The sequence below is a fragment of the Exiguobacterium sp. s40 genome (assembly GCF_018617905.1).
GTDB lineage: Bacteria > Bacillota > Bacilli > Exiguobacteriales > Exiguobacteriaceae > Exiguobacterium > Exiguobacterium mexicanum_A.
On sequence record NZ_JACSLC010000001.1, the window covers coordinates 210,749 to 234,636 of the forward strand.

The window sequence follows — 23,888 nt, forward strand, 5'->3', positions numbered from 1 at the left end:
CACCGTTGTTCTTTTGTGCAAAATACATGAACAACAAGGAGGAGTCCAAACATGGCTCGTTACACAGGTCCAGCTTGGAAACTCTCGCGTCGCTTAGGCATCTCGCTTAGCGAAACGGGTAAAGAATTAGCAAAACGTCCTTACGCACCAGGTCAACACGGAAATGGTCGTCGTAAAATCTCTGAATACGGTCTTCAGCTTCAAGCGAAGCAAGCACTTCGTCATATGTACGGAATCAACGAGAAGCAATTCCGTCGCATCTTCAACGATGCTGGGAAAATGCAAGGTATCCACGGTGAGAACTTCATGTTCTTGCTCGAGTCACGCCTTGACAACCTCGTTTACCGTATGGGTCTCGCTCGCACACGTCGTGGAGCGCGCCAACTCGTCAACCACGGTCACATCCAAGTTGACGGTTCACGTGTAGACATCGCGTCTTACCGTGTAAAACCAGGTCAAGTCATCTCAGTCCGCGAGAAGTCTAAAAACTTCAAAGCGATCGCTGAAGCTCTCGAAGTAGCACCAGCTACAAAAGACTACGTAACATTCGACGCTGAGAAGCTCGAAGGTACATTCGTACGTCTTCCTGAGCGTGCTGAATTGAACGACCAAATCAAAGAGCAACTCATCGTTGAGTACTACTCACGTTAATGCTTTTATCCCCTTCCCTGCCTCAGCAGGAAAGGGGATTTTTTTTACTTTAATATTTGTTCACGAATCCGGCCCATCTGCGTATCGAGCGCGTCCGCCATCTTGGCCGCTTCCATCAACTCGAGTTTCGACGCCTCCGGGACGACGTGCTGGTATTTATAATGAAGCTTATGCTCCGTCGCCGCCCAAAAGTCCATGGCGAGCGTGCGGATCTGAATCTCAGCCGGCACCCAAATGACGCGTTCCGCCAAATAAACTTTCGTCCGGACGATGAGATGCAGGCTCCGATAACCGCTCGGCTTTGGATCTTTGATGTAGTCTTTGATCTCATCGATTTGTAAATCGTCCCGCTTCTTCAAATGATCGAGGATGGCGTAAATGTCATCGCGGAAACTCGTGACGATCCGGACTCCTGCGACGTCGTAAATATTGTCCCAAAGTGCTTCCACTTCAAGTGGGAGCCCTTTTTGGTTCATCTTCTTGATAATTGACGGCAACGTCTTCATCCTCGTCTTCACATGTTCGATCGGAGAGTAACCGAGCCGAGTCTGCCAATCGAGGTCGATGATGCCGAGGTCGCTCTCAAGCTCGGTGATCGCCATCTCATAGTAGCGGAACCGCTCCCGCCATTGGTGGAACTGTTCGCCAAAAAACTCTTCAATTTCCATAGGAAAGCCTCCTTATCGTCTATACTTGCCATCGTATCAGACCGAAACCAATTTGAGATATAAAAAAACGTCCATGTCCGCAACATTTGGGACATGGACGAATGCATCAGACGTGACGGATCACGAAGTATTTTTTCTTGCCTCGGCGGATGACCGTGAACTCACCAAGTGTATCGGCACGTGTCACCGTCTTATCGAGCGCTTGTTCGCGCTCCCCATTCAAGTAGATCGCCCCGTTTTGAACGTCTTCGCGGGCTTGACGTTTTGATGGCGCAATCTTCGCTTCGACGAGAAGATCGACGAGGTTACGTTCGCCGTCAAGTTCGAACTGAGGCATGCCTTTGAATGCAGCATCCATATCTTCTGGCTTGAGCGTCTTCAAATCACCGCTGAAGAATGCCGCCGTGATGCGGAGCGCTTGATCGAGGCCTGCTTCACCGTGCACGAGTTTCGTCATCTCTTCGGCGAGGCGACGTTGAGCGACACGTTTTTCCGGTGCAGACGCCACTTCGCTTTCAAGCGCCAAGATGTCGTCATGCGACAAGAATGTGAAGTATTTGATGAACTTGATGACGTCGGCGTCGTCGACGTTGATCCAGAACTGGTAGAACTCGTAGGGTGTCGTCTTATCGGCGTCGAGCCAGACCGCACCACCGGCCGTCTTACCGAATTTTTGTCCATCCGACTTCGTCACGAGCGGTACCGTCAAACCGAACGCCTTCTCCGAGTGACCAAAGCGACGAATCAGTTCGAGACCGGCCGTGATGTTGCCCCACTGGTCGCTGCCCCCAACTTGAAGACGGCAGTTCTCATTTTCGTACAACTTCAAGAAGTCGAACGATTGCAAGAGCATGTACGAGAATTCCGTGTACGAGATCCCGTTCTCCAAACGCGAGTCGACCGAGTCTTTGGCGAGCATGTAACTGATTGGGAAGTGTTTGCCGATGTCGCGCAAGAAGTCGATGATCGACAACTCTTCCGTCCACTCGTAGTTGTTGCGGATTGAGATTGGATTCTCTCCTTCAAGCGGCAAGAAGCGGCTCAATTGGTCTTTGATTCGATCCGAGAATTGTTTGACCGTGTCGAGCGTGTTGAGCGAACGCTCGTCCGAACGACCTGACGGGTCACCGATCATGCCGGTCGCCCCACCGACGAGGGCGATGACGTGGTGTCCCGCCTCTTGGAAACGTTTGAGTGTTAAAATCGGGAGCAAGTGCCCGATATGAAGCGAGTCCGCCGTCGGGTCGAACCCGGTGTAAAGCGTCGTCGGTTTGTTCAACTGTTCTTTCAATCCTGCTTCGTCCGTCATTTGGTTGACGAGACCTCGAAATTCTAAATCCTTCAATAATTCCATCTGTTCCACTCCTTCGATTGACATAAAAAAACGTCCCTTCTCATATGAGAAGGGACGGAGATTCCGCGGTACCACCCTAATTGCCACAGCTGTGGCCACTTGTAGCGAGAGATAACGGTCTCGACCCGGCCGAACGGCACGCTCCAAAAGTGTAATTCATCGGCTGACATTGGCTAGTTCACAGCACCCACTAGCTTTCTGGACAAGCGGTCAGTCGACTACTTCGCTTTCTTCATAGCATCTTTGTTTATGGACTATGCTTTACATTTTATAAGTTCCATTTCCAAATTGTCAACCGAGAATATGGAAACTTGCATCCGGTAGTCGATTCGGGGGTAAGGTCAGGAAGGACTTGTGCTATAATCGTATATATTACTGTCAAAAATAGTTTTACACCATATTAAGGAGGCTGTCATGCTGCAAAAGATTCGAGACACATGGAACCAACCAAAGTCCTTGAAAGCCCGCCGTTATGCCAATGTATTTTACGATGTATCGTGGAACGTACTGCTCCTAACGATTATATCGGTCGTTCTCATTGGATTTTTAGGCGCCGGGATCGGAGCGGGTTATTTCGCTTCCCTCGTCAAGGATATGCCGGCACCCGCATATAAGACGATGACGTCGCAAATCAACACCTACTCATCGACTTCTGACATTTATTTTGGAAGCGGTGAACGCATCGGAAACTATACGACGGATGAAGTCCGCGTTCCCGTCGCCGTCGAGAAAGTCTCTCCGTTCGTCGTCGACGCGTTACTCGCCACAGAGGACGTCGAGTTTTACGAACACGATGGTGTCGTGCCGAAAGCGACGCTCCGTGCCATCTTACAGGAAGCGACCGGATCGGAAGACCGGACCGGCGGTTCTACGCTCACACAACAGCTCATCAAAAACCAAATGCTGACGAACGAAGTGTCGTTCGAACGAAAAGCGAAAGAGATTTTACTCGCCCTTCGCCTCGAAAAAGCAATGAACAAAGATGAGATCTTGAACGCGTACTTGAACGTCGTCTCATTCGGACGAAACTCGATGGGACGCAACATCTCAGGGATTGAAGCAGCCGCTCGCGGTGTCTTCAATACATCGGCTGAGAAGTTGACGTTGCCACAAGCCGCTTTCCTCGCCGGGATCCCGAAAAACCCGTTCCTGTATACACCGTATTATCAAGGCGGTGTCATTAAAGAGGACGTGTCACCAGCCATCAACCGGATGAAAACGGTACTCAACCGGATGTACGTTGCTGGGAAAATCACAAAAGAAGACTATGACGCTGCATACAACTACGACATCACAAAAGACTTCATGAAGACGCAATCGAAGCCGCGTGATCGCTATCCGTATGTTGTGCAATGGGCTGAAGAAGATGCCCTCATTATCGTTCGGGATCATATGCTTAAACAAGACGGCGTTAACTTGAACGAATTGAGCGCAGATGACCGAAAAGAGATTTTAAACACATACGGACGTCGCGCCCACAACGCACTCCGTCAAGGTGGCTACAAGATTCATTTGTCCCTCGATAAAGAAGTGCACGAATCGATGCAACAACCGGCCCGGAACGTCAATAACTTCGGACCAAATAACTCACCAAAAGTCGACCCTGAGCAAGGTCCGGAGCAAACCGCCGCCATCATGCTCGACAACAAGACCGGTCGCATCCTCGGATTCGTTGGTGGTCGTTATGTGAACGGAAAAGCTGATGACTTCAACCGAGCGCGTCAAATGGAGCGCCAAATCGGATCGACGGCAAAACCGCTTCTCGTTTATGCTAACGCGATCGAGAAAGGCCTCATTACTACCGATACGGTTATCATTGATGAAAAATATAAATATCAAAATGGATCAAACCCAAACACCGTTGAAATCAACAATGAAGATTTAACATTCCGAGGGCCGATGACGGCGCGTGATGCGTTGAAACAATCTCGAAACGTACCGGCTGTGAAAATCTACGAGGAACAGGCTGACTTTAGAAGTGACACAGAGAAACTTCTTCAAATGGGGATGAACGTCCCAGACGATACACGTGATGCGCCATCGATGGCACTCGGTGTAAGTTCAGTAAAGCTAGCAGCACTTGCATCAGGTTACGCGATGCTCGCCAACGGTGGCGAACACGTCGAACCGTATATCATTGACCGCGTCGAATATCAAGACGAGGTGATTTACGAGAAGAATCCGAAGAAGACACGCATCTATTCAGATCGTACCGCTTACTTGATTGTCGATATGCTCCGCGACGTTTACACGTCAGGAACAGCGACATACGCCAAATCACTCTTGAACGTCCCTGGCGACTGGATGGGGAAAACCGGTACGACTCAGTATATTCGTGACTCGTATTTGGTCGGCTCGACCCCAGGCATCACGCTCGCCGTCTGGACAGGATATGACAAAGAAAATGGTCTAGTCGATGGACAAGGATATGGACGATACTATCAACGGACACAAGGCATGTGGTCTAAAATTGCTAACAATGTCTACCTCGACAGCCCAGAAGTATTCAACTCGAACGCCCGCTTTGTGCAACCAGCTAGTGTAAGAGCAAGCGACTTTGGTGACTCTGGCTCATTCTCTGAGAAGAAGAAAGTCGAAGAGAAGAAGAAGAAAGAAGAGGAAGCCAAGAAGAAAGCCGAAGAAGAGGCGAAGAAGAAAGAAGAAGCTGAAGAAAAACAAGAAGCCGAAGAGAAGAAACAAGAGGCTGAAGAAAAACAAGAAGCTGACGCTGCTGCGAAAGAAAAGGCAGACGCTGAGGCTAAAGCGAAAGCGAAAGCTGAAGCGGAAGCGAAGAAAAAAGCTGAAGCCGATAAGAAGAAAGCTGAAGAAGAAGCCAAGAAGAAAGCCGAGGCCGAGAAAAAGGCTGAGGAAGACAAGAAGAAAGAAGACGCCGAAGCTGCAGACGGCGCCTAACTCGACAAGAAAGGTCGACACATCGCGTGTCGACCTTTTGTCGTTCAATCTTCCATTGTCGATAAGTCACCTGTCTCAAGGTTCAATTCCCAAGCTTTCAAGACGCGACGCATGATCTTCCCGCTTCGTGTTTTCGGCAGCTTGTCTTTAAATTCAATCTCACGCGGGGCCGCATGGGCCGCGAGCCCTTCTTTGACGAACTTTTGAATCTCCGTCTTCAGCTCGTCTGACGGCTCATAGCCTTTACGGAGCGCGATGAACGCCTTGATAATCTCTCCACGGACTGGATCCGGTTTCCCGATGACACCGGCCTCGGCAACTGCCGGGTGCTCGACGAGACGACTCTCGACTTCGAACGGACCGACCCGTTCGCCTGCCGTCATGATGACATCATCAACGCGGCCTTGGAACCAGAAGTAACCATCCTCGTCCATATAGGCCGAGTCGCCTGAGACGTACCAATCACCCCAGAAATAGCTCTCATACTTGGCGTCGTTCTTCCAAATCTTCCGCATCATCGACGGCCACGGCGTCTTGAGTGCCAAGTTTCCCATCCGATGCGGTGGGAGCGGTTGACCGCGGTCGTCTAAGATGGCTGCTTCACAACCCGGGATGGCTTTCCCCATCGAACCCGGTTTGATATCCATCGTCGGATAGTTACAAATCATCATCGCACCCGTCTCTGTCATCCACCACGTATCATGAATCCGTAACCCAAACGATTCGTTCCCCCAACGAATGACTTCCGGGTTGAGCGGTTCACCGACCGAGAGGATATGGCGGAGAGATGATAGATCATATTTCTCGAACGCTTCTTCGCCGGCACCCATGAGCATCCGGAACGCCGTCGGCGCGCTGTACCAGACGGTGACCCCGAACCGTTCAATGACCGAATACCAGAACTCCGGATTGAATCGTCCCCCGACGATCACATTCGTCGCCCCGTTCAAGAACGGAGCGAAAATCCCGTAGCTCGTGCCCGTCACCCAGCCTGGATCGGCCGTGCACCAGTAAATATCATCCGGTTGCAAGTCGAGCACCCATTTCCCGGTCATCAAGTGCTGCACCATGGCGTTATGGACGTGCAGGACGCCTTTAGGCTTCCCGGTCGACCCTGACGTATAATGCAAGATCATACCGTCCTCACGGTCGACCCATGTGATGTCGAGGTCAGTCGAAGCTTCAGCCGCCAATTTGCGATAGTCGATGATTTCCCCGGCTTCTTCTACCCCGTCGCCGACGATCAAAATCGTCTCCAAGTGTGGGAGCTGATCGACCGGGATGCGCGGCAAGAGCGCCTCGGTCGTCACGATGACTTTCGCTTCCGAGTCGAGCAGACGGTCATGAACGGCTTGTTCCATGAACGCCTCGAACAACGGACCGACGATGGCGCCCAATTTAAGTGTGCCGAGCAAAATAAAATAAAGTTCTGGACTCCGCGGCATGAAGATGAAGACGCGGTCGCCTTTCTCCACTCCAACCGATTTCAGAACGTTTCCGGACCGATTGCTTTCTCGTTTCATTTCTTCATACGTATAGCGCTCTTCTCGTTCCCCATCGAAATAGAGCAATGCCAGTTTTGTGGCCAGTTCACCTTCGGCGTGACGGTCGATCGCTTCGTACGCCATGTTGATATTCCCCGTCAAATTCCAAGAAAATAGTGCTTCTGCTTGAGTCCACTCGAACGACTGACAAGCCTCTTCATACGACGCCAATTGATGTTCCCCTGATAACGCTTTCAATTTTTCCATCGCTAAAGATTCGCCTCCCCTGTAATGAATGGTATAACCACTTTCAGTATAGTGTTAATATTGTGACAAATCAATGAATTTCCAAAATCTCCAAAAGAGCGTGAAAGAAGTAGAATGAAAGCGCTATAATAGAAGGTGGAAAAGGTGGTGACTCCATGGAAAAACAATATCATTCAAAGGTGTGGGAAACCTCACTCGGAGCCGTAATCATCGATGGACCCATCGAAAGCGATGTACTGGCGACGTATCGCCTTGATGAGGGATTGACCGCATTTCGTGAACCAGAGGACCAACATAAGGCCCTCGTCGAAATCGCTGACTTGAAAGAAGGTCGCATTATCGTGGCCCGCGTCGACGATCTCGTCATCGGCTACGTGACGTATTTATATCCAGACCCGTATGAACGTTGGAGCGAAGGAAACGACCCTTACATTCTCGAGCTCGGCGCCATCGAAGTGAGTCCGCGCTTCCGCGGTCAACGGATCGGCAAACAGCTGCTCGAAGTGTCGATGATGGATCCACATATGGACGACTTTTTGATTTTGACGACGGAATATTATTGGCACTGGGATCTAAAAGGAAGCGGACTCTCCATTTGGGATTATCGGAAAGTGATGGAGAAGATGATGAACCACGGCGGGCTCGTCTTCTTCCCGACCGACGACCCGGAGATCGCTTCGCACCCGGCCAACTGTCTCATGGCACGGATTGGCAAGAACGTCCGGCAAGAGACGATTGACCACTTCGATTCACTCCGGCTGCGACGCCGGTTCATGTATGACTGAGGAGGGATCTGGATGCTGATTGAACAAATGATGAATCGTCATGTCGTGACGATTCAACCGACCAATACGATTGCCCATGCGGCCAAGCTCATGCGCGACCACAAAGTACGCCATCTCATCGTCACAAATCCGGCCCGTCAAGTCGTCGGAATCGTCGGCCAGTTCGAGATGAGCGGTGCGACGAGTGTGTTCCACCCGGAAAGCGAGAGCGCTGACTTTAAAAACCCCGTCTCGAGCATCATGCGTCAAGATGTGACGACGGCGCACCCGTACGATTTTTTCGAAGACGCGGCCGCCTTGTTTTATGAATATCGTTTGACGTGTCTTCCAATCGTCGAACAAGGAAAGCTCGTCGGCGTGTTGACCGAGACAGATTTATTGCGTTATTTCGTCCAATTGACCGGTGCACTCGAGCCGAGTTCACAAATTGAAATCTTAGTCGAGAATACGACCGGCACGCTTGAGAAAGTGACACGGCTCCTCGCCAAGACGAACGTGAATATCATCAACGTGTTCGTCCATCCGACGGCCGACCCATATAAACGGATCATCTCGTTCCGCGTGCAGACGATGAATCCGCTCCGCATCATCGAACGGTTGAAGCGTGAGGGCTTCGACGTGCTCGGTCCGGAGATGTCCCCATGAGACCGGCCTACATATTCGGCGAGAACGAGAACTCGTACCGCTTTCACGAAGATCATCCGTTCAATCCGATTCGCCTGGAGCTGACGACGTCTCTCCTGATCGCCTCAGGCAAGCTTCAGGCCTCCGAGTGTATCGCTCCTCCCCTCGCCTCAGTCGAGTCGCTGGCGCTCGTGCACGACCTCGATTATATCGAGGCGGTCCAAGCGGCTGCCGCAGGTGAGCTGTCGACGTTGAAAGCGAACAAATTTGGGCTCGGTACTGAAGACACTCCGATTTTCCCAACCATCCATGAAGGGGCGGCCCGGCTGGTCGGGGGGACGATGCACGCCCTTGACTTGGTCGCGAGCGGAAAAGTCGAGCGTGCGTTTCACGTCGGGGGCGGTCTGCATCACGGGATGAGACGAAAAGCGTCAGGTTTTTGTGTCTATAACGATGCGGCCGTCGCCATCGCTCACGTCCGTCAGACGTACGGGTCGCGTGTCTTGTACGTCGATACCGATGCCCATCACGGTGACGGCGTCCAATGGCTGTTTTATGACGATGCGGATGTGATGACCTTATCCATCCATGAGACCGGCCGCTACTTGTTTCCTGGGACAGGATCGGTCACGGAGCGTGGTAACGGGAACGGCTATGGATACAGTTGGAACGTCCCGGTCGATGCGTTCACCCAAGATGATTCCTTCCTGCGCTGTTACGAGACCGTGTTCCGGGAAGCGTGCGAGTGGTTCAAACCCGATATCATCCTGACACAGAACGGCGCCGACGCCCATGCGTTCGACCCGCTGACACACCTCGCCTCGACGATTCGGACGTTCGAACAGATTCCACAAATCGCCTCTCGACTCGCCGATGAGTACACGGAAGGTCGCCTCGTCGCCCTTGGCGGCGGCGGGTATGACTGGTATCGGACGGTGCCGCGCGCCTGGTCCCAAGTATGGGCCGGTCTGACGCGTGAGGCACCGTATCGTGGTGACATCCCGGTCGAATGGATTGAACAATGGCAGGCCAAAGCCGATCAAACGTTGCCGACGCGGTGGGATGACCACGCGTACACGTTCCAACACATTCCACGAAAGCAACAAATCGAGGAGAAGAATTGGGAAGTGTCGAAACGCGCCTTTTGGCCGTTCATCTCGAACGATCGCAAATCATTATATGTCTAAAAAAATCCCCTCGCCTGCGGAGTGACTCCGACAGGCAAGGGGATTTTTATTCAGTCTTGACGTACCGAATCGCGACGTTCGATGCGGTGCGGCAAGACGACGTTTTTCTCTTCGATTTCTTCAGCGTTCAAGATTTTCGTCAAGAGACGCATGGCAACGGCACCGATGTCATACATCGGTTGGACGACCGTCGTCAATTTCGGACGAATCATCGTCGCGAGACGCGTGTTATCATGGCCGACGACTTCAAAATCGTTCGGGACCGAAAAACCGGCGTCTTGAATCGCGTGAATGACACCGAGTGCCATCTCATCCGTACCGGCGAAAATCGCTTTCGGGCAATCGTCACGTTCGAGCATCTTCTGCATCGCCTCAAGGCCTGATGCGTACGTGTAATTCCCGAGGACGACGTCACTCTCACGGAACGGGAGTCCGGCGTCGTCAAGGGCACGGCGGTAACCAGAGAATTTCTTCTCGCCATTGATTTGTTGCTCGAGTGGTCCTGTGATGAAGCCAACTTGTTTGTGGCCGTGGCCGATCAACATTTCGGTCGCATCGTACGCTGCCTGCTCGTAATCGATGTTGACCGCCGGAAGGTCATATCCTTGGTTGAGCGTCGCCGCAAGGACGATTGGCACCGGCGACTTCTTGAACTCGTTGACGAGATCTTCATGCAGACGTCCACCCATGAAGATGATGCCGTCGACTTGTTTGCCGAGCAACGTGTTCAACAAATGGATCTCTTTGTCACGGTTCGAGTCCGAGTTTCCGAGAATGATGTTGTACTTGTACATCGTCGCCACGTCTTCAATCCCACGCGCGAGGTCTGCGAAAAAGATGTTCGAGATATCAGGGACGATGACGCCGACCGTCGTCGTCTTCTTGCTGGCGAGTCCGCGGGCGACGGCGTTCGGACGATAACCAAGACGGTCGATGGCGTCCTGAACTTTTTTACGGGTCGTCGGTTTGACGTTCGGGTTTCCGTTGACGACGCGTGAGACGGTTGCCATCGACACCCCGGCTTCTCGTGCGACATCATAGATGGTTACATTATTACTATTCATTAAAACTCCTCCTACAAGCAATGATTTTCAAACGATTTTCAAAAAACGTGTCAAAAAAGGAAGACAGGTATCTGTCATCATTTTACCCTGTCTTCACGCTATATAAAACGTTTCCAATTGGAAAGCTTACTTTTTCACCAAATCAAGTTGAGGGAACTGGGCCGTAAGCCCGTCCACGAATTGATCGAATTGGTCGAAATCGAGTTGTTGCTGGGCATCCGACAAGGCAATCGCCGGATTCGGGTGCACTTCGACCATGACGCCATCGGCTCCGACCGCAAGCGCCGCCTTGGCCGCCGGCAGTAACAAATCACGTCGTCCCGTCGAATGGGTGACATCGACCATGACCGGTAAATGCGTCTCTTGCTTCAAAATCGGTACCGCCGTAATATCGAGCGTGTTGCGTGTCGCCCGCTCATACGTCCGAATCCCGCGTTCGCACAAGATGACTTGGCTATTCCCGCTCGCCATGATGTACTCCGCCGCATAGATGAACTCCTCGATTGTCGCCGCGAGACCGCGTTTCAACAAGACCGGTTTCGAGGTCTTCCCGACTTCTTTCAACAAATCGAAGTTTTGCATGTTACGCGCGCCGACTTGGATGATGTCTACATAAGGGAGTGCCGACTCGACCGCACCTGGTGTCATGATTTCCGAGATGACCCGCAAGTCGTGGCGATCCGCTGCTTGTTTCAACAGCTGCAATCCATCAAACCCAAGTCCTTGGAAATCATATGGGGAGGTGCGAGGCTTATACGCCCCGCCGCGCAAGATTTTGACACCAGACAACGCTAACTTTTCAGCGACAGCATTCACTTGTTCGAACGATTCAACCGCACACGGTCCCGCAATCAATTGCGGACGTCCGTTACCAATCGTGACATCGTCGAGCGTGACAATCGTATCTTCGGCTTGACGCTTACGCGAGACGAGCAACGTCTTATCACGGTCTTCTCCTTGAAGCTCGGCCGAGGCTTTGAACATTTCTTTGAACAAGTGCTGCAAGCGAGCCGTCTCGAAAGGACCAGGATTCGATGCCGCAATAAAGTCTAACATTTCTCGTTCGCGGACTGGGTCGTACCGTTCGACGCCTTGCAGACGTTTCACTTTACCGATCTCGACAGCGAGCGTGCCGCGGCGGCTGAGCAAGTCGAGCATCTCACGATTCAACTCATCCATCTCGCGACGTAAACGATTCAATTGATCTTGTGGACTCATAATTACCCTCTCATTTCTAAGCCGTTCTTTCCAGAAACCTAATTATATCGAACTTTAACCGCTTTGTCATAGGGAAATGGGCTAGCGACACAAAATCAACAAAAAAAAGCGTCCGGATGGTCCGGACGCTCGATGCATTACTTGTTGCCGTTTTTAAGATTGTTTTTCAAGTCCTTTAATTCTTGTTTCGACTCATCGTCGAGCAAGTCTTTTACAGGGGCTTCGAAATCCGATTCATAGCCTTCTGACTGATCACGGCTGCTTGATACTTCTTGTTTGTTCGCTGCCGATTTGTTTGTGTTTGCTTTGTTCGCGTTCGGCTTGCTTTCTGATGACTTCGGTTTATCAGATGAGGCATCCGTTTTAGCGTCTGCTTTCGATGAATCGTTTGAGTCGTTCGATTTTTTGGTTTCGCTCGACTGATCTTCTGAAGCGCGGTCGAGTTGTTCTTTCACTTCAGCTTCTGCCTCGGCTACGAGTTGATCGGCTTTCTCCATCGCTTCTTCGATTGACAACTCGTCTTCGTCGACTTGTTGCTTCAATTCGGCTGCTTCACGGGCCTTGTCTTTGACGAGGTTCAAGACAGGCGCTGCTTTATCGCTCGCCACTTTGATCCATTCACCAACGACCGGCTCTGCTTTCTCACGTACTTCTTTCGATTTGACCGTCAATCGCTCACGCGACGTCGCCGTCTTCTCGTCTAAATACGTACGCACTTCACGACCGCTCTTCGGTGATGTGAGGAGTGCCACGGCCGCGCCGATTACGCCGCCAAGAACGACACCTGCCAAAAATCCACCGCTCGGTTGTTGTTCGTTGTTATATGTTTTGTTCTTGTCGTATGTCATCGTTACTTCCTCCTTATGATGGTTATGATTTGATTGTATCGTCTGTCGCAATCAACCCTGGTGAGACCGTTGTCGGTTCTTGTTCTTGTTTCCGGTCTCGACGTCCGCGACGACGTGATGGTCGTTCGTCAGAAGAGGTCTCTGTTTTATTTTTCTTAAATAATTCTACAGCGACAGATCCCCATCGTACCGCTTGGGCGATCTGTTCTTTATTTTCGTCTGCTGCCACGTGAACAGAAGAAGAAACCGTCCGTACCGACTCCGTCACTTCGTTGAGCGACGTGCCGAGCTCATCAAGCGCGTGAGCCACTGGTGCGAGCAATTCTGTTTTCTCTTCGACGTTATCTACAAGACGGTTCGTCTTATGTAAGAGCGCCGTCACTTCCATTGTGATTCCGTCTAATTGACGTTCTAAGTTTTCAGTCGTGTTGGCGACGCTGCCGAGTGTCCGATTGACGTTCGACAAGACACGTGCCAAGAAAAATACGAGTACGACAAATGCGAGTGCCGCGATGAGCCCTGCAATGCCTCCTAATGTGATTTCCATGCATCCATTCCTCCTGTTCGATAATATGGTGTTTTCATTATAGCACCATTATGACTGAAAAGATTTGTCACAACCTTTTTCGCCATCCGGTCTGATTATTCCTTTACCCGTTTTTATGTTTTCGATTACACTAAAATAGAAATAAATTTAAAAAAGTTAAAGGGGTGGACGTATGAGAGATCCAAGAATCACGCAACTCGCCGACGGATTGATCAATTATTCGGTCGAATTGAAGTCAGGGGAACGCGTTCTAATCGAAAATTTTGGTGTCGAGGAGTCGCTCGTCGAAGCGCTTGTCGAGAAGGCGTACGAAGCCGGGGGGCATCCGTTCGTCTTGTTGAAAGAGAGCCGTATTTTGCGTAAGCTCTACAGCGGAGCAAGCCGAGAGCAACTTGAGCTCATGGCCGACATCGAGCGCAAACAAATGCAGGCCATGGACGCCTATATCGGACTTCGGGCCGGTGACAACATTAACGAGTTATCAGACGTTCCGGCCGAGCAACAAAAACTCGTCGGGGCCACCATCGGTAAAATGCATACCGAGGACCGCGTCAAAGGAACGAAATGGGTCGTGCTGCGTTACCCGTCCCCATCGATGGCGCAACTCGCCGGCAAATCGACCGAGGCGTTTGAGGACTTCTACTTCAACGTCTGCACGCTCGATTACGGCAAGATGGACCGGGCCATGGACGCACTCGTCACGCTCATGAACGAGACCGACCGTGTCACGATCAAAGGGCCAGGAACGGATCTCAGCTTCTCGATCAAAGATATCCCGGCCATCAAGTGTTCGGGTCAGATGAACATTCCGGACGGTGAAGTGTTCACTGCGCCGGTCAAAGACTCGATCAACGGCGTCATCACATATAACACGCCATCTCCATATCACGGCTTCACCTTCGAGAACGTGTCGTTGACGTTCCAAGACGGAAAAATTGTCAACGCGACGGCGAATGACACCGACCGAATCAATGACGTGTTCAATACGGATGAAGGCGCACGCTACGTCGGCGAATTCGCCATCGGCGTCAACCCGTACATCCAACACCCGATGAAAGATATCTTGTTCGATGAGAAAATTGACGGCAGCTTCCACTTCACACCAGGCCAGGCATATGACGACGCCTATAACGGGAACGACTCTTCAATCCACTGGGATCTCGTCAACATCCAACGTCCTGATTATGGCGGCGGCGAGATTTGGTTCGATGACGTATTGATTCGCAAGGACGGACGCTTTGTCGTCGACTCGCTCTTGCCACTCAATCCAGAAAATTTAAAATAACAAAAAACAAGCGTGCCGCAATCGGCACGCTTGTTTTCATTATAGCTTCGTCTTTTTGCCGAGCGCTGCCGACATCATCCAAATCTCTTTCTCGAGTCGCTCGATATGAGAGACGAACGTGTCTTCGATTGCTTCGTCCCCGTCTTCGAAGTTTTCCATCGCGTCTTGCATCTCTTGACGGATCTGTTTGAAGTCACTGATCACGTCCTTGATCATTTGATCGGTATCCGCATGGCGATCCCCTTCTTGCAACGTCGAATGTTCGAGATATTCTTTCATCGTCGCATACGGTTCGCCGTCATTCATCAAGAGCCGCTCCGCCACGTCATCGTACAGTTCAGCGACGAGGTTATACAGTTCCTCCAACTTTTCATGGTACGTGAAGAAGTGAGGTCCGCTAATGTACCAGTGGTAGTTATGCAGTTTGACGAATAAGAGGCCATAGTTGGCCACCTCTTTGTTCAATGTGCTCAATGCGCCTTGGCTTGCCATCCTTAACATCTCCTTTTCCAAATTCAGTCGCTAATACTATTACCGTCTTGACTTGATGTTAAACACAAAAAAAGCGAACGGCATCAGCCATTCGCTCTCGATTCACGCTTCGAGTTGGACGTGATTCTCGTATTCACGTTGGTACGTTTGAATGTCTCCGGCTCCCATGAACAGGAGAACCGCGTCTTTATGTTGACTTAAGACACTGACCCCGCCCTGCTTCAAGACGTTCGCGCCTTCGATACGCGATTGCAAGTCTTCGATCGTAACAGTACCTTCTTGTTCGCGAGCCGAACCGAAGATGTCACACAAGTACACCGCGTCCGCTTCGGCTAATGCCCCAGCAAAATCATCCATGAATGACTTCAGGCGTGTATACGTGTGTGGTTGGAAGATGGCTACAACTTCACGGCCGGCGTATTTTTTACGTGCCGCTTCGACTGTCGCGCTGATTTCCCGTGGATGGTGGGCATAATCATCCACTAGCACTTGGTTTCCGAGCGTCGATTCGCTGAAACGACGTTTCACGCCGTTAAACGTCTCGAGGCGGTCTTTAACCAATTCTTTCGGTAAGTTCTCATAGTCACACGTCGCGATGACGGCAAGGGCATTCAAGACGCTGTGGTTGCCATATCCCGGAATGCGGAACGTCCCATAGAAGTCGTCACGCAAGTAAACGTCAAACGTTGTTCCGTTGTCCGTCGAGTTCACGTTCTCGGCACGGAAGTCGTTATGGGCACCGAAACCGTAATAGACGATTGGCACGTTTGCTTGAATGTGTTGCAGGTTCTCATCATCGCCACAAGCGATGATGCCTTTTTTCACTTGCTTCGCCATTTCTTGGAACGCATCGATGACGTCATCGAGACCCGAGAAATAATCCGAGTGATCGAAGTCGATGTTCGTCATGATAGCGTAGTCTGGACGATAGTATAAGAAGTGACGCTTGTACTCACATGCTTCGAAGACAAAATTCTTCGAGTCTTCGACCCCTTCTCCTGTGCCATCGCCAATCAAGAACGACGTCGGCTCGATGCCGCGCATGACGTGAGCCAACAGACCTGTCGTCGATGTCTTACCATGAGATCCCGTAATGGCGACACTCGTGTAGTGGTCGGCCAATTCGCCGAGAAACTCATAGTATTTGTATATCGTCAATCCGAGCTCGCGCGCTCGAACGACTTCAGGGTGATCGTCAGCGAAGGCGTTGCCCTGTACGACGATTTGCCCTTCGGTAATATTTTCAGGATCAAACGGAAGGATTTCAATTCCTTTGCGATTCAATGCTTCTTCAGTAAAAAATGCTTTGTCAACGTCCGAACCTCGGACCTCATTGTTCATGTCATTTAAAATTTGAGCTAAAGGACTCATGCCCGTTCCTTTAATTCCGACGAAGTGATAACGGTTCATCTGTAAATAGCCCCCCTAATTCATTGCGGTCTGTTGAAAAAATGCGACAAACCTTTGTCATTATAGCAAAACTCCAGGAGTCATGCTATTACAGATTATTGTTTTTTTTCGCCAAACGACGACTCTTATACATCGCCATCCGGTCTTGCGGTGTCATCATGACATTGAGCGGAGGGCCTTCCGCTTTATACGAGACGCTCATCGCAGGCGTCAACTCTTCTTCGTCAGGCACTTCAATCAGTTCATCAGTCTGTAATGTTTTCGCAACATCTTCGACAACTGGGGCCACCGTCTCAACCGGTGCATCGAGCGAAACGTCCTCTTCGGTCACGTCTTGCTTTTCTTCCCGGACGGCAATCTTCGATGATTTTAAATCGGTCGAACCCATGAACACAGAGGCGAACCCGCTCTCTACAATCGAGACTTCCCCGAGGAGCGGTTTAGTATCTTGTTCAGCTGTCTCGTCTTCAGAGACGAACGGGCTTTCCTCGATCGTTTCCGTGGAAATAATCGTCTCTTCGCTTGGCGTATCCGCGTGCTCGGACACCATTTCCTCAAGCGTCTCCGCTGATGGCGATTCGTTCGCTGCGACATCGAGGTCAGGCTGTGACGTCGGCGCATCAACGACGGTCGGCACGGATTTGTCTACTGAATCAACTACAGCTTCATCCACTGACTCCATCACCGGTTCATCTACGGGATCAATTACCGGTTCGTTCTTAGGCTCAGCCTCTACGCTTGGCGGCACCGCTTCTGACACTTCCTCTACCGGGACGGCCACTCGCTTTGCTTGGCGGATCGCTGAATCGTCACGCGTCTCCGGAGAATGTTCAGTCGGCAGAATGATTTTTGGTTTCGGTCGGGCGTATCCATAAATCGGAGATGGCACATCCGACGGTACAAATTCATCCTTCGGCTCGGGCTTCGGTGCAGGCGCACCTTTCTTACCTTCCTGGGATAGTTCGCGTCGAATTCGGTCTGCTTGTTGTTTTAATGAACGTTCATATGCATCCATACTTGATTCCTCGCTTTTTCACTCAATCCTATTTAGCAAAAAATCGGTCGAATTTAGCGACCGATTTCAAATGCTTTCCCTACTTCATATTCGTCATCCAATACGAGAATCCCTTTTTCTTGCGGTGCATCAGGTAAGTTCAATTCTCGCGCTGAACAAATCATCCCGTGTGAACTTTCACCTCGTAACTTCGATGGACGAATGATCAAACCAGACGGCATGACCGCTCCAGGTTTCGCGACGACGACTTTTTGGCCGGCCGCGACGTTCGGTGCGCCGCAGACAATCTGGACATCACCTTGATCGGTCTCAACTTGACAGATCGACAATTTGTCCGCATCCGGGTGCTTCTCAGCTTCTTTGACGTAGCCAACGACAAATTTCGGGGTGAAGTCCACGCCCGAAAGCTCGGCTTCGATATTTTGTTTACGCAAGATGACACCGAGCGTCTCAATCAACTCGGCCGTCAACTCGACCGGCCCGTGCCAGTCGCTGACGTCAAAATAATTACTGGCATTGAAGATGTTATAGCCATTGACTTTTCCCGTCGTCGATTTGACGATGGCGACATCATCTTTCCGTTCAACGACTTGGTGGTGGCGATCGCCTTCTCTTAACAAGACCATGAGGACATCGCCGATTCCTTCACGGTTATAAAAAGCATTGATTTGCATACATAAAAACGCCCCTTCTTTCAAACTAGACACAACTAGTTTAGCAGATTATGCGTCCGTTGGTGGGTTCTTTTTTCCGACAATGAAAATTGGTTCGAGAACGCCGTCCTCATAATGGAAAGAAAGAGCCGTCACCGGAATCCGCCCATTCGTGAAAAAGTCGAACATGAGCTGTTGCATCGCATCATAACCTTGATCGTTGCGGATGTCCGCGATGATCATCACGTCCTGATGCGGTACCCCGACGAGCATATCGCCATCGATACGGCGCTCCATGACCCGCAAAAACTCATCATTTAAAATCCGTGACGCTTCATACCCGTCCCGAGCAGCCAGAAAATAGAACGTATTCCCGGCCACGGTATCTTCTTTTAAATCGGTCGGCAACTTCATAACGTTGTCCCGTGCCAATTCGTCAAGACGCGTCAAAGGCATCCCGTCCAAATGCCGCTCTTCGATCAAGCGATAGCCGTTGCCCAAATCGAGTGCATAAAAGACAGCCGTCTCAGCTGTATGTGGCGTCATCGCGAGTGCTTCCCCACGCTTCGTCTCCGTCGAGAACGAGGCCGAACGAATGACGGGATAAATGTTCGCTTCATTGCCAGCAAGTGTGACCGCATCGTCGGCCGAGAGCGCTGTCTTGATGTAGTCGACGACCTCTTCAATGGCGACTTCTCCCCGGACTTTCGCTTTCGCTACGAGCGGGGCGAGACGGATGTTGACGCCGAACCGGTCCGTGGACCGCTCGATGCGCAACACCTCGTTCTCACGGTCATACGAGGTCCGGTACCCTTCCGTAAACCGGCGTTCGAGATGGCGACGTAATTCATTCCGTTCCATCTAGCTCACCCTAACCCATGAAGGAAGGCTTCGACTTGCTCAGGAGTCTTCCGTTCGCGTCCGACATAGCGGTCGACTTCTTGTCCGCCATTGAAGGCGACAAAGCTCGGAATCCCAAAAATGTCGAGCTCTTGTGCGAGCTCCATCCAGTCGTCACGATCGACGTAGTAAAATGTCCAATCCTCGAACTTCGCTTCGATGTCTGGCATGAACGGATCGAGGAAACGGCAATCACCGCACCACGTCGCTGAAAACATCAAGATGCTCTTCCCTTGTTTTGCTTCTGTATACTCGTTCATCGTTGTCAATTGTTTCATGTTCACCACTCCTGTTCTTTTTTCCCCATTCATGATAGCATAAGTCCGTTGTCACATTCCGCTCTCATGTTTTATGATCATCGGGAGCGAAGACTACGTGAAAAAGGTGAAGTCATGACAAAATGGACACGTGAACAGTTGAATCCAGAAATGAAACATCCGCTCGAGCAACTCGTCGGCGTCATCGGCATGCTGGCGATTCTGCGCTACGGCTACTTGTTCATCGATACGGACAAGACGCGAGGCGAGATTTTAGTATGGCTCGTCGTCGGGTTCGCCGTGATTTACATACTCGAACGGGTCGGCAAACGTCTTGTGCGCAGGCTGCCCATCATTCGAAAACGGTTTTTACTCCCCGTCTATGTCGTCTTGCTCGTCTTATTCTTGGCGAGCTTCCGCGTCCCTCGTGAAACCGTCGAGACCGTCCGAACTCTTTTCGGTTGGTGAACGAAAGAGAGCGTCCCGCTTATTCGCCGGGACGCTCTCTTTCGTGTCGCTCAATATTCGATTTTCATATCGTTCGGCCGAATCCGATTGATCCGGACCAACACTTGATAGACCGCATAACTGAGCACTGCCGGACCGACAATCAAAAAGCCGAAGACGACGATGAACATGTGCCAACTGAAGCCCATCGTCTCGAGCATGACAATCGGACCGACGAGTCCGCTTGTCCCCATCCCGGCACCAGCCGCGACGCTCTCGAGCTCGAACAACAGAATCGCGATCGGGGCGAGCACCGCCCCCGCTATCGTCGGCGGCAACAAGATCCAAGGATTCTTCACGATATTGCCGACTTGAAGCATCGAAGTACCAATCCCTTGGGCGATTGCACCGCCGATGCCATTGTCCCGATAACTCGTGATTGCAAAGCCAACCATCTGGGCGGCGCAGCCAACCGTCGCCGCGCCTGCCGCGATGCCACTCAAGCCGAGCATGAGCGCGATGGCCGCACTCGAGATCGGTGCCGTGAGCGCGAGTCCCATCAGTGTCGCGACGACGACGCCCATGAACAAAGGCTGTTGTTCCGTGCCCCACTCGATCCACGTCCCGAGCTGTGTCATGAACAAGCCGACATACTTACCGATATACGTTGCAGCCAAATAACCGACGCCAATGGTCGTGAACGGTGTGACCAAAATATCAAGTTTCGTCGATTTCGAGACGAGTTTGGATACCTCGACAGCGAGCAACGTCGCCACATAACTGCCGGCTGGCCCGAACTCGTAACCGAACGCCCCGACGACGAGCGCCGAGAACAAGATGAGCGGCGGTGCTTGAAGCGCATAGGCGATTGCAACCCCGATGGCCGGACCGGTCAAGCTGATGGCCACATCACCAATCTCGATGAGCGTCGACCCGAAACCGGACAGACTCGTTTCGAGCAATTGCCCACCCGCCGTCTTCATGATCAAGCCGATGATGAGCGTACTGAATAAGCCGAGTGCCATATAACTGAGTGCCGTCACAAAATAAAGCGACGGACTGAGCGTGATCCCTTTTTTCTTAAACATGGAAATCCCTCTTTCCTGTCTTGTCAGTCGTAAAGTTTCTGTCTTCACACTTTTATCAGTATAAGCGTTTCTCGGGAAATTTCAATATAAAAAACGCCACTACACGAGTGACGTTCTCCCTACCTTTAGCGTGAAGCTCGAAGCGTCTCCATCGTCGAACGATCGAGTCGTTTGACGAGCGCCTTGAGTAGCGCTTTCGCCGCATCATAGTCGTCCGTATGCAGAATCGAGGCGTGTGTATGGATGTAACGCGCTGCGACACCGATCACGGCCGTCGGGACCCCTTCCCCGCTCATATGGATGCGGCCTGCGTCCGTTCCACCTGGCGAGACGAAGTACTGCGTTTTGATGTTTTCATCAGACGCCGTGTCGAGTAAGAAGTCACGCATCTCTGGAGACATGACCATGACCCGGTCAAGGATTCGGATGAGCGCCCCTTCCCCGAGTTGGCCGAACTCCGTCTTATTGCCAGACGCATCGTTAGCCGGTGACGCATCGAGAACGAGCGCGACGTCCGGACGAATCATTTCGGCTGCCGTTTGCGCTCCACGGAGTCCGACTTCTTCTTGGACAGTCGCACCCGAGAACAAGATGTTCGGATGATCGGCTTTTGTCGTCTCTTCGAGCAACTCGACCGCCAGACCAACCCCATAACGGTTATCCCATGCTTTGGCCATAATCTTTTTCGGATGTTTGAGCGGCGTGAAGTCGCTTGTCGGCACAGCCGGAAGACCCGGACGGACACCCCATGACTCGGCTTCTTCTTTCGTATCGGCGCCAATGTCGATAAACATCTGTTTCATGTCCATCGGTTTACTCATTGCGTCCGGTCCGAGCAGGTGCGGAGGTGTCGATGCGACGACGCCCGGAATCAATCCATCGTTCGTCACGATATCAAACCGTTGCGCCATGAGCACTTGGCTCCACCATCCACCGAGCGGCTGTATGTATAGCATCCCGTTTTCTGTGATCCGGGTGACCATGAACGCGACTTCGTCCATATGTCCAGCGACCATGATGCGTGGTCCCGCCTCGTCCCCGACCCGTTTCCCAAAGATTGAGCCGATACCGTCCGTCATGACTTCATCGACATGCGGTGTGATTCGGTCACGAACAAACTGACGAACCTCTGATTCGAATCCAGGTGCGCCCGGAAGTTCTGTCAACGTCTTGAATAAGTCTCTCGTTTTTTGTTCCATTTCCATCCATCCCTTCAACCGTTCTTGTTTCATTATATACAGAACTTTTCGGCAGATGCGAATGGTTTTCGTTCCAATGGGGTACAGGTTTTGGTACGATGTACATGATAGCCATAGTTCAAGGGGAGGTAGTCATATGAAGAAAAGGTATTGGTTAATTGGGATCGGGGTTGCCATCGCGGCCGCACTTATGACGAAAAAAGTGTTAGATGAACGAAGCTTATCGGCCGAGGACGCGCTCGAGTACACGAAACGGGCATTCTCAGCCAAAGGTCACGTTCAAGGCGCATGGATCTCGGCATCACCTGAGATTTACACGTATGACGGACGTGAGTATGACGTCTTTAAAGGCGGCATCTCGGTTCTCGAGAACGACGAAGAGAAGACGTACCAATTTACAGTCGATTCAGAGACTGGCGCTTTACTTGAATATGCATGATGTGGGGTCGGCGATGACATTCGCCGACTTTTTTTGTTTAATCTGGGCGAAAGAGTGGAAAATTGAATATGGTACTTTTCAAACTCAAAAAGGAGTGATCCCACGTGAAGAAACTGATCGGTGAAGCAACCGAGCTCGTGTCACAAATGGTCGAAGGAATGGTCCATGCCCATCCTGAACTGTACGGTCGTGTGGAAGGTTTCAACGTCATCTGTCGTGCTGACGGGGCCAAGTCCGGAAAAGTCGGACTCGTCTCGGGTGGAGGCAGCGGTCATGAACCGGCCCACGCTGGTTATGTAGGTGACGGGATGCTCGATGCCGCTGTATGCGGTGAAGTGTTCACGTCCCCGACCCCGGACATGGTGCTCGAAGGCATCAAGGCGGCCGATGGAGGAAACGGGGTATTACTCGTCGTCAAAAACTATGCCGGTGACGTCATGAACTTCGAGCTCGCCGCCGAACTTGCGGACGCCGAAGGAATTAAAGTCGACCACGTCGTCGTCGCAGACGATGTCGCCATCTCGAACAAGGAAGACCGCCGCGGTGTTGCCGGTACCGTGTTTGTGCATAAAATCGCCGGTGCGGCCGCAGCGAGCGGGAAATCACTCGCCGAAGTGAAAGCGCTTGCGGAGAAGGTCGCGGCAAACGTTCGCTCGATGGGTATGGCTGTCGAACCTTGTTACATGCCGGTGAGCGGCAAGCCAGGTTTTGATTTGAATGAAGAAGAGATGGAAATCGGCATCGGGATTCACGGGGAGCGCGGCGTCGAACGGAAGTCGACGACGAACGTCGATGCCATCGTGGATGACCTGCTCGACCACTTGAAAAAAGAAGTGAGTCCTGGCGAAGTTGCCGTTATGGTCAACGGTATGGGCGGTACGCCCTTGTCTGAATTGTACGTGACGTATCACTTTGTCGCGAAAAAATTAGAAGATGCCGGCTACACGTTGAAACGGAAATACGTCGGCAACTATATGACATCCCTCGAGATGCACGGGTTCTCAATCACGCTCTTGCCGCTCGACGAAGAAATGACGGGTTATCTCGATGCACCGTCGGCGGCACTAGGTTTCAAACTCTAATCCAATGAATG

General features: G+C 51.5%; 24 protein-coding genes and 1 other annotated feature. Of the genes, 9 read left to right on the plus strand and 15 right to left on the minus strand.

The annotated features are described in order from the left end of the window. Positions 1–51 precede the first annotated feature (51 nt). The gene (gene rpsD, locus KNP02_RS01075; RefSeq protein ID WP_029595169.1) at positions 52–651 is read left to right on the plus strand and encodes a 30S ribosomal protein S4; all 600 of its coding nucleotides are present in this window, start codon (positions 52–54) and stop codon (positions 649–651) included. Positions 652–695: 44 nt separating this feature from the next. On the opposite strand, the gene KNP02_RS01080 is transcribed toward rpsD, so the two are convergent. Together KNP02_RS01080 and tyrS are read right to left on the minus strand one after the other, a co-directional pair. After that, complete coding sequence (locus tag KNP02_RS01080) at positions 696–1,319, minus strand: GTP pyrophosphokinase (protein ID WP_214706416.1); 624 nt, start codon at positions 1,317–1,319, stop codon at positions 696–698. A gap of 106 nt (positions 1,320–1,425) precedes the next feature. Continuing rightward, entirely contained in the window at positions 1,426–2,673 is a 1,248-nt protein-coding gene (gene tyrS / locus KNP02_RS01085) for a tyrosine--tRNA ligase (RefSeq protein WP_214706418.1), read from the minus strand. A 47-nt stretch (positions 2,674–2,720) separates the two neighbouring features. Then, positions 2,721–2,918: a binding site (T-box leader), on the minus strand. 169 nt (positions 2,919–3,087) lie between these two features. On the opposite strand from tyrS, the gene KNP02_RS01090 reads away from it, so the two are divergent. Continuing rightward, complete coding sequence (locus KNP02_RS01090) at positions 3,088–5,586, plus strand: transglycosylase domain-containing protein (RefSeq protein WP_214706420.1); 2,499 nt, start codon at positions 3,088–3,090, stop codon at positions 5,584–5,586. Between the two features lie 44 nt (positions 5,587–5,630). On the opposite strand, the gene acsA is transcribed toward KNP02_RS01090, so the two are convergent. Then, on the minus strand, positions 5,631–7,337 hold the full coding sequence (gene acsA, locus KNP02_RS01095) for an acetate--CoA ligase (protein WP_214706428.1): 1,707 nt from the start codon (positions 7,335–7,337) through the stop codon (positions 5,631–5,633). A 155-nt stretch (positions 7,338–7,492) separates the two neighbouring features. Here acsA and KNP02_RS01100 point away from each other — a divergent pair, with 155 nt between their 5' ends. The 3 genes from KNP02_RS01100 to KNP02_RS01110 are packed head-to-tail and all read left to right on the plus strand — an operon-like array spanning position 7,493 to position 9,933. Next, a complete protein-coding gene (locus KNP02_RS01100; protein WP_214706431.1) occupies positions 7,493–8,122 on the plus strand; it encodes a GNAT family N-acetyltransferase in 630 nt (209 codons plus the stop codon). A gap of 12 nt (positions 8,123–8,134) precedes the next feature. Next, a complete protein-coding gene (locus KNP02_RS01105; protein ID WP_138859175.1) occupies positions 8,135–8,767 on the plus strand; it encodes an acetoin utilization AcuB family protein in 633 nt (210 codons plus the stop codon). Further along, on the plus strand, positions 8,764–9,933 hold the full coding sequence (locus KNP02_RS01110) for an acetoin utilization protein AcuC (RefSeq protein ID WP_214706433.1): 1,170 nt from the start codon (positions 8,764–8,766) through the stop codon (positions 9,931–9,933). Before KNP02_RS01105 ends, KNP02_RS01110 begins: the two co-directional genes overlap by 4 nt. A 50-nt stretch (positions 9,934–9,983) precedes the next feature. On the opposite strand, the gene ccpA is transcribed toward KNP02_RS01110, so the two are convergent. From ccpA to KNP02_RS01130, 4 genes are all read right to left on the minus strand, one after another. Beyond that, positions 9,984–10,997 carry a catabolite control protein A gene (gene ccpA, locus KNP02_RS01115; RefSeq protein WP_034778263.1) on the minus strand — a complete coding sequence of 338 codons (1,014 nt, stop codon included), beginning with the start codon at positions 10,995–10,997 and terminating at the stop codon, positions 9,984–9,986. Between the two features lie 126 nt (positions 10,998–11,123). Then, positions 11,124–12,215 (minus strand): bifunctional 3-deoxy-7-phosphoheptulonate synthase/chorismate mutase, encoded by a 1,092-nt coding sequence (locus tag KNP02_RS01120; RefSeq protein ID WP_034778264.1) that lies wholly within the window; start codon positions 12,213–12,215, stop codon positions 11,124–11,126. 137 nt (positions 12,216–12,352) lie between these two features. Beyond that, a complete protein-coding gene (locus KNP02_RS01125) occupies positions 12,353–13,063 on the minus strand; it encodes a YtxH domain-containing protein (RefSeq protein WP_214706435.1) in 711 nt (236 codons plus the stop codon). Between the two features lie 22 nt (positions 13,064–13,085). Beyond that, the gene (locus tag KNP02_RS01130) at positions 13,086–13,610 is read right to left on the minus strand and encodes a DUF948 domain-containing protein (RefSeq protein ID WP_034778266.1); all 525 of its coding nucleotides are present in this window, start codon (positions 13,608–13,610) and stop codon (positions 13,086–13,088) included. A gap of 172 nt (positions 13,611–13,782) precedes the next feature. On the opposite strand from KNP02_RS01130, the gene KNP02_RS01135 reads away from it, so the two are divergent. Beyond that, on the plus strand, positions 13,783–14,895 hold the full coding sequence (locus KNP02_RS01135) for an aminopeptidase (RefSeq protein WP_214706437.1): 1,113 nt from the start codon (positions 13,783–13,785) through the stop codon (positions 14,893–14,895). A gap of 39 nt (positions 14,896–14,934) precedes the next feature. Here the strand turns inward: KNP02_RS01135 and KNP02_RS01140 are convergent, their stop codons facing one another. From KNP02_RS01140 to KNP02_RS01165, 6 genes are all read right to left on the minus strand, one after another. Further along, entirely contained in the window at positions 14,935–15,387 is a 453-nt protein-coding gene (locus tag KNP02_RS01140) for a Dps family protein (protein WP_034778268.1), read from the minus strand. Positions 15,388–15,489: 102 nt separating this feature from the next. After that, complete coding sequence (gene murC / locus KNP02_RS01145) at positions 15,490–16,797, minus strand: UDP-N-acetylmuramate--L-alanine ligase (protein WP_214706440.1); 1,308 nt, start codon at positions 16,795–16,797, stop codon at positions 15,490–15,492. 88 nt (positions 16,798–16,885) lie between these two features. Further along, positions 16,886–17,812, minus strand: coding sequence for a hypothetical protein (locus tag KNP02_RS01150; RefSeq protein WP_214706442.1), 927 nt, complete (start codon positions 17,810–17,812; stop codon positions 16,886–16,888). A gap of 53 nt (positions 17,813–17,865) precedes the next feature. Next, a complete protein-coding gene (ytpR, locus tag KNP02_RS01155) occupies positions 17,866–18,486 on the minus strand; it encodes a YtpR family tRNA-binding protein (protein ID WP_138859168.1) in 621 nt (206 codons plus the stop codon). Positions 18,487–18,534: 48 nt separating this feature from the next. Then, positions 18,535–19,326 (minus strand): DUF1444 family protein, encoded by a 792-nt coding sequence (locus KNP02_RS01160; protein WP_214706444.1) that lies wholly within the window; start codon positions 19,324–19,326, stop codon positions 18,535–18,537. Positions 19,327–19,331: 5 nt separating this feature from the next. Beyond that, complete coding sequence (locus KNP02_RS01165; RefSeq protein ID WP_034778277.1) at positions 19,332–19,643, minus strand: thioredoxin family protein; 312 nt, start codon at positions 19,641–19,643, stop codon at positions 19,332–19,334. 114 nt (positions 19,644–19,757) lie between these two features. On the opposite strand from KNP02_RS01165, the gene KNP02_RS01170 reads away from it, so the two are divergent. Then, a complete protein-coding gene (locus KNP02_RS01170; protein WP_138859166.1) occupies positions 19,758–20,090 on the plus strand; it encodes a hypothetical protein in 333 nt (110 codons plus the stop codon). A 50-nt stretch (positions 20,091–20,140) separates the two neighbouring features. On the opposite strand, the gene KNP02_RS01175 is transcribed toward KNP02_RS01170, so the two are convergent. Both KNP02_RS01175 and KNP02_RS01180 read right to left on the minus strand, forming a co-directional pair. Continuing rightward, a complete protein-coding gene (locus KNP02_RS01175; RefSeq protein WP_214706447.1) occupies positions 20,141–21,157 on the minus strand; it encodes a PTS sugar transporter subunit IIC in 1,017 nt (338 codons plus the stop codon). Between the two features lie 125 nt (positions 21,158–21,282). Continuing rightward, positions 21,283–22,356, minus strand: coding sequence for a M42 family metallopeptidase (locus KNP02_RS01180; RefSeq protein ID WP_034778279.1), 1,074 nt, complete (start codon positions 22,354–22,356; stop codon positions 21,283–21,285). Positions 22,357–22,492: 136 nt separating this feature from the next. Between KNP02_RS01180 and KNP02_RS01185 the strand changes: the two genes are divergently transcribed. Both KNP02_RS01185 and dhaK read left to right on the plus strand, forming a co-directional pair. After that, positions 22,493–22,795: a PepSY domain-containing protein gene (locus KNP02_RS01185; RefSeq protein ID WP_214706457.1), complete on the plus strand. Its 303-nt coding sequence runs from the start codon at positions 22,493–22,495 to the stop codon at positions 22,793–22,795. A gap of 104 nt (positions 22,796–22,899) precedes the next feature. Further along, positions 22,900–23,877 carry a dihydroxyacetone kinase subunit DhaK gene (gene dhaK, locus KNP02_RS01190; RefSeq protein WP_138859164.1) on the plus strand — a complete coding sequence of 326 codons (978 nt, stop codon included), beginning with the start codon at positions 22,900–22,902 and terminating at the stop codon, positions 23,875–23,877. Positions 23,878–23,888: the final 11 nt, after the last annotated feature.

What these genes read in the sequence shown, in the direction of transcription:
- ccpA (WP_034778263.1), bottom strand. Translation starts at nt 10,997, where the DNA reads ATGAATAGTAATAATGTAACCATCTATGATGTCGCACGAGAAGCCGGG.
- KNP02_RS01135 (WP_214706437.1), top strand. Translation starts at nt 13,783, where the DNA reads ATGAGAGATCCAAGAATCACGCAACTCGCCGACGGATTGATCAATTAT.
- KNP02_RS01150 (WP_214706442.1), bottom strand. Translation starts at nt 17,812, where the DNA reads ATGGATGCATATGAACGTTCATTAAAACAACAAGCAGACCGAATTCGA.
- KNP02_RS01165 (WP_034778277.1), bottom strand. Translation starts at nt 19,643, where the DNA reads ATGAAACAATTGACAACGATGAACGAGTATACAGAAGCAAAACAAGGG.
- KNP02_RS01175 (WP_214706447.1), bottom strand. Translation starts at nt 21,157, where the DNA reads ATGTTTAAGAAAAAAGGGATCACGCTCAGTCCGTCGCTTTATTTTGTG.
- acsA (WP_214706428.1), bottom strand. Translation starts at nt 7,337, where the DNA reads ATGGAAAAATTGAAAGCGTTATCAGGGGAACATCAATTGGCGTCGTAT.
- rpsD (WP_029595169.1), top strand. Translation starts at nt 52, where the DNA reads ATGGCTCGTTACACAGGTCCAGCTTGGAAACTCTCGCGTCGCTTAGGC.
- KNP02_RS01185 (WP_214706457.1), top strand. Translation starts at nt 22,493, where the DNA reads ATGAAGAAAAGGTATTGGTTAATTGGGATCGGGGTTGCCATCGCGGCC.
- KNP02_RS01180 (WP_034778279.1), bottom strand. Translation starts at nt 22,356, where the DNA reads ATGGAACAAAAAACGAGAGACTTATTCAAGACGTTGACAGAACTTCCG.
- ytpR (WP_138859168.1), bottom strand. Translation starts at nt 18,486, where the DNA reads ATGCAAATCAATGCTTTTTATAACCGTGAAGGAATCGGCGATGTCCTC.
- KNP02_RS01140 (WP_034778268.1), bottom strand. Translation starts at nt 15,387, where the DNA reads ATGGCAAGCCAAGGCGCATTGAGCACATTGAACAAAGAGGTGGCCAAC.
- KNP02_RS01080 (WP_214706416.1), bottom strand. Translation starts at nt 1,319, where the DNA reads ATGGAAATTGAAGAGTTTTTTGGCGAACAGTTCCACCAATGGCGGGAG.
- tyrS (WP_214706418.1), bottom strand. Translation starts at nt 2,673, where the DNA reads ATGGAATTATTGAAGGATTTAGAATTTCGAGGTCTCGTCAACCAAATG.
- KNP02_RS01110 (WP_214706433.1), top strand. Translation starts at nt 8,764, where the DNA reads ATGAGACCGGCCTACATATTCGGCGAGAACGAGAACTCGTACCGCTTT.
- KNP02_RS01100 (WP_214706431.1), top strand. Translation starts at nt 7,493, where the DNA reads ATGGAAAAACAATATCATTCAAAGGTGTGGGAAACCTCACTCGGAGCC.
- KNP02_RS01090 (WP_214706420.1), top strand. Translation starts at nt 3,088, where the DNA reads ATGCTGCAAAAGATTCGAGACACATGGAACCAACCAAAGTCCTTGAAA.
- KNP02_RS01120 (WP_034778264.1), bottom strand. Translation starts at nt 12,215, where the DNA reads ATGAGTCCACAAGATCAATTGAATCGTTTACGTCGCGAGATGGATGAG.
- murC (WP_214706440.1), bottom strand. Translation starts at nt 16,797, where the DNA reads ATGAACCGTTATCACTTCGTCGGAATTAAAGGAACGGGCATGAGTCCT.
- KNP02_RS01160 (WP_214706444.1), bottom strand. Translation starts at nt 19,326, where the DNA reads ATGGAACGGAATGAATTACGTCGCCATCTCGAACGCCGGTTTACGGAA.
- KNP02_RS01170 (WP_138859166.1), top strand. Translation starts at nt 19,758, where the DNA reads ATGACAAAATGGACACGTGAACAGTTGAATCCAGAAATGAAACATCCG.
- KNP02_RS01125 (WP_214706435.1), bottom strand. Translation starts at nt 13,063, where the DNA reads ATGACATACGACAAGAACAAAACATATAACAACGAACAACAACCGAGC.
- KNP02_RS01130 (WP_034778266.1), bottom strand. Translation starts at nt 13,610, where the DNA reads ATGGAAATCACATTAGGAGGCATTGCAGGGCTCATCGCGGCACTCGCA.
- KNP02_RS01105 (WP_138859175.1), top strand. Translation starts at nt 8,135, where the DNA reads ATGCTGATTGAACAAATGATGAATCGTCATGTCGTGACGATTCAACCG.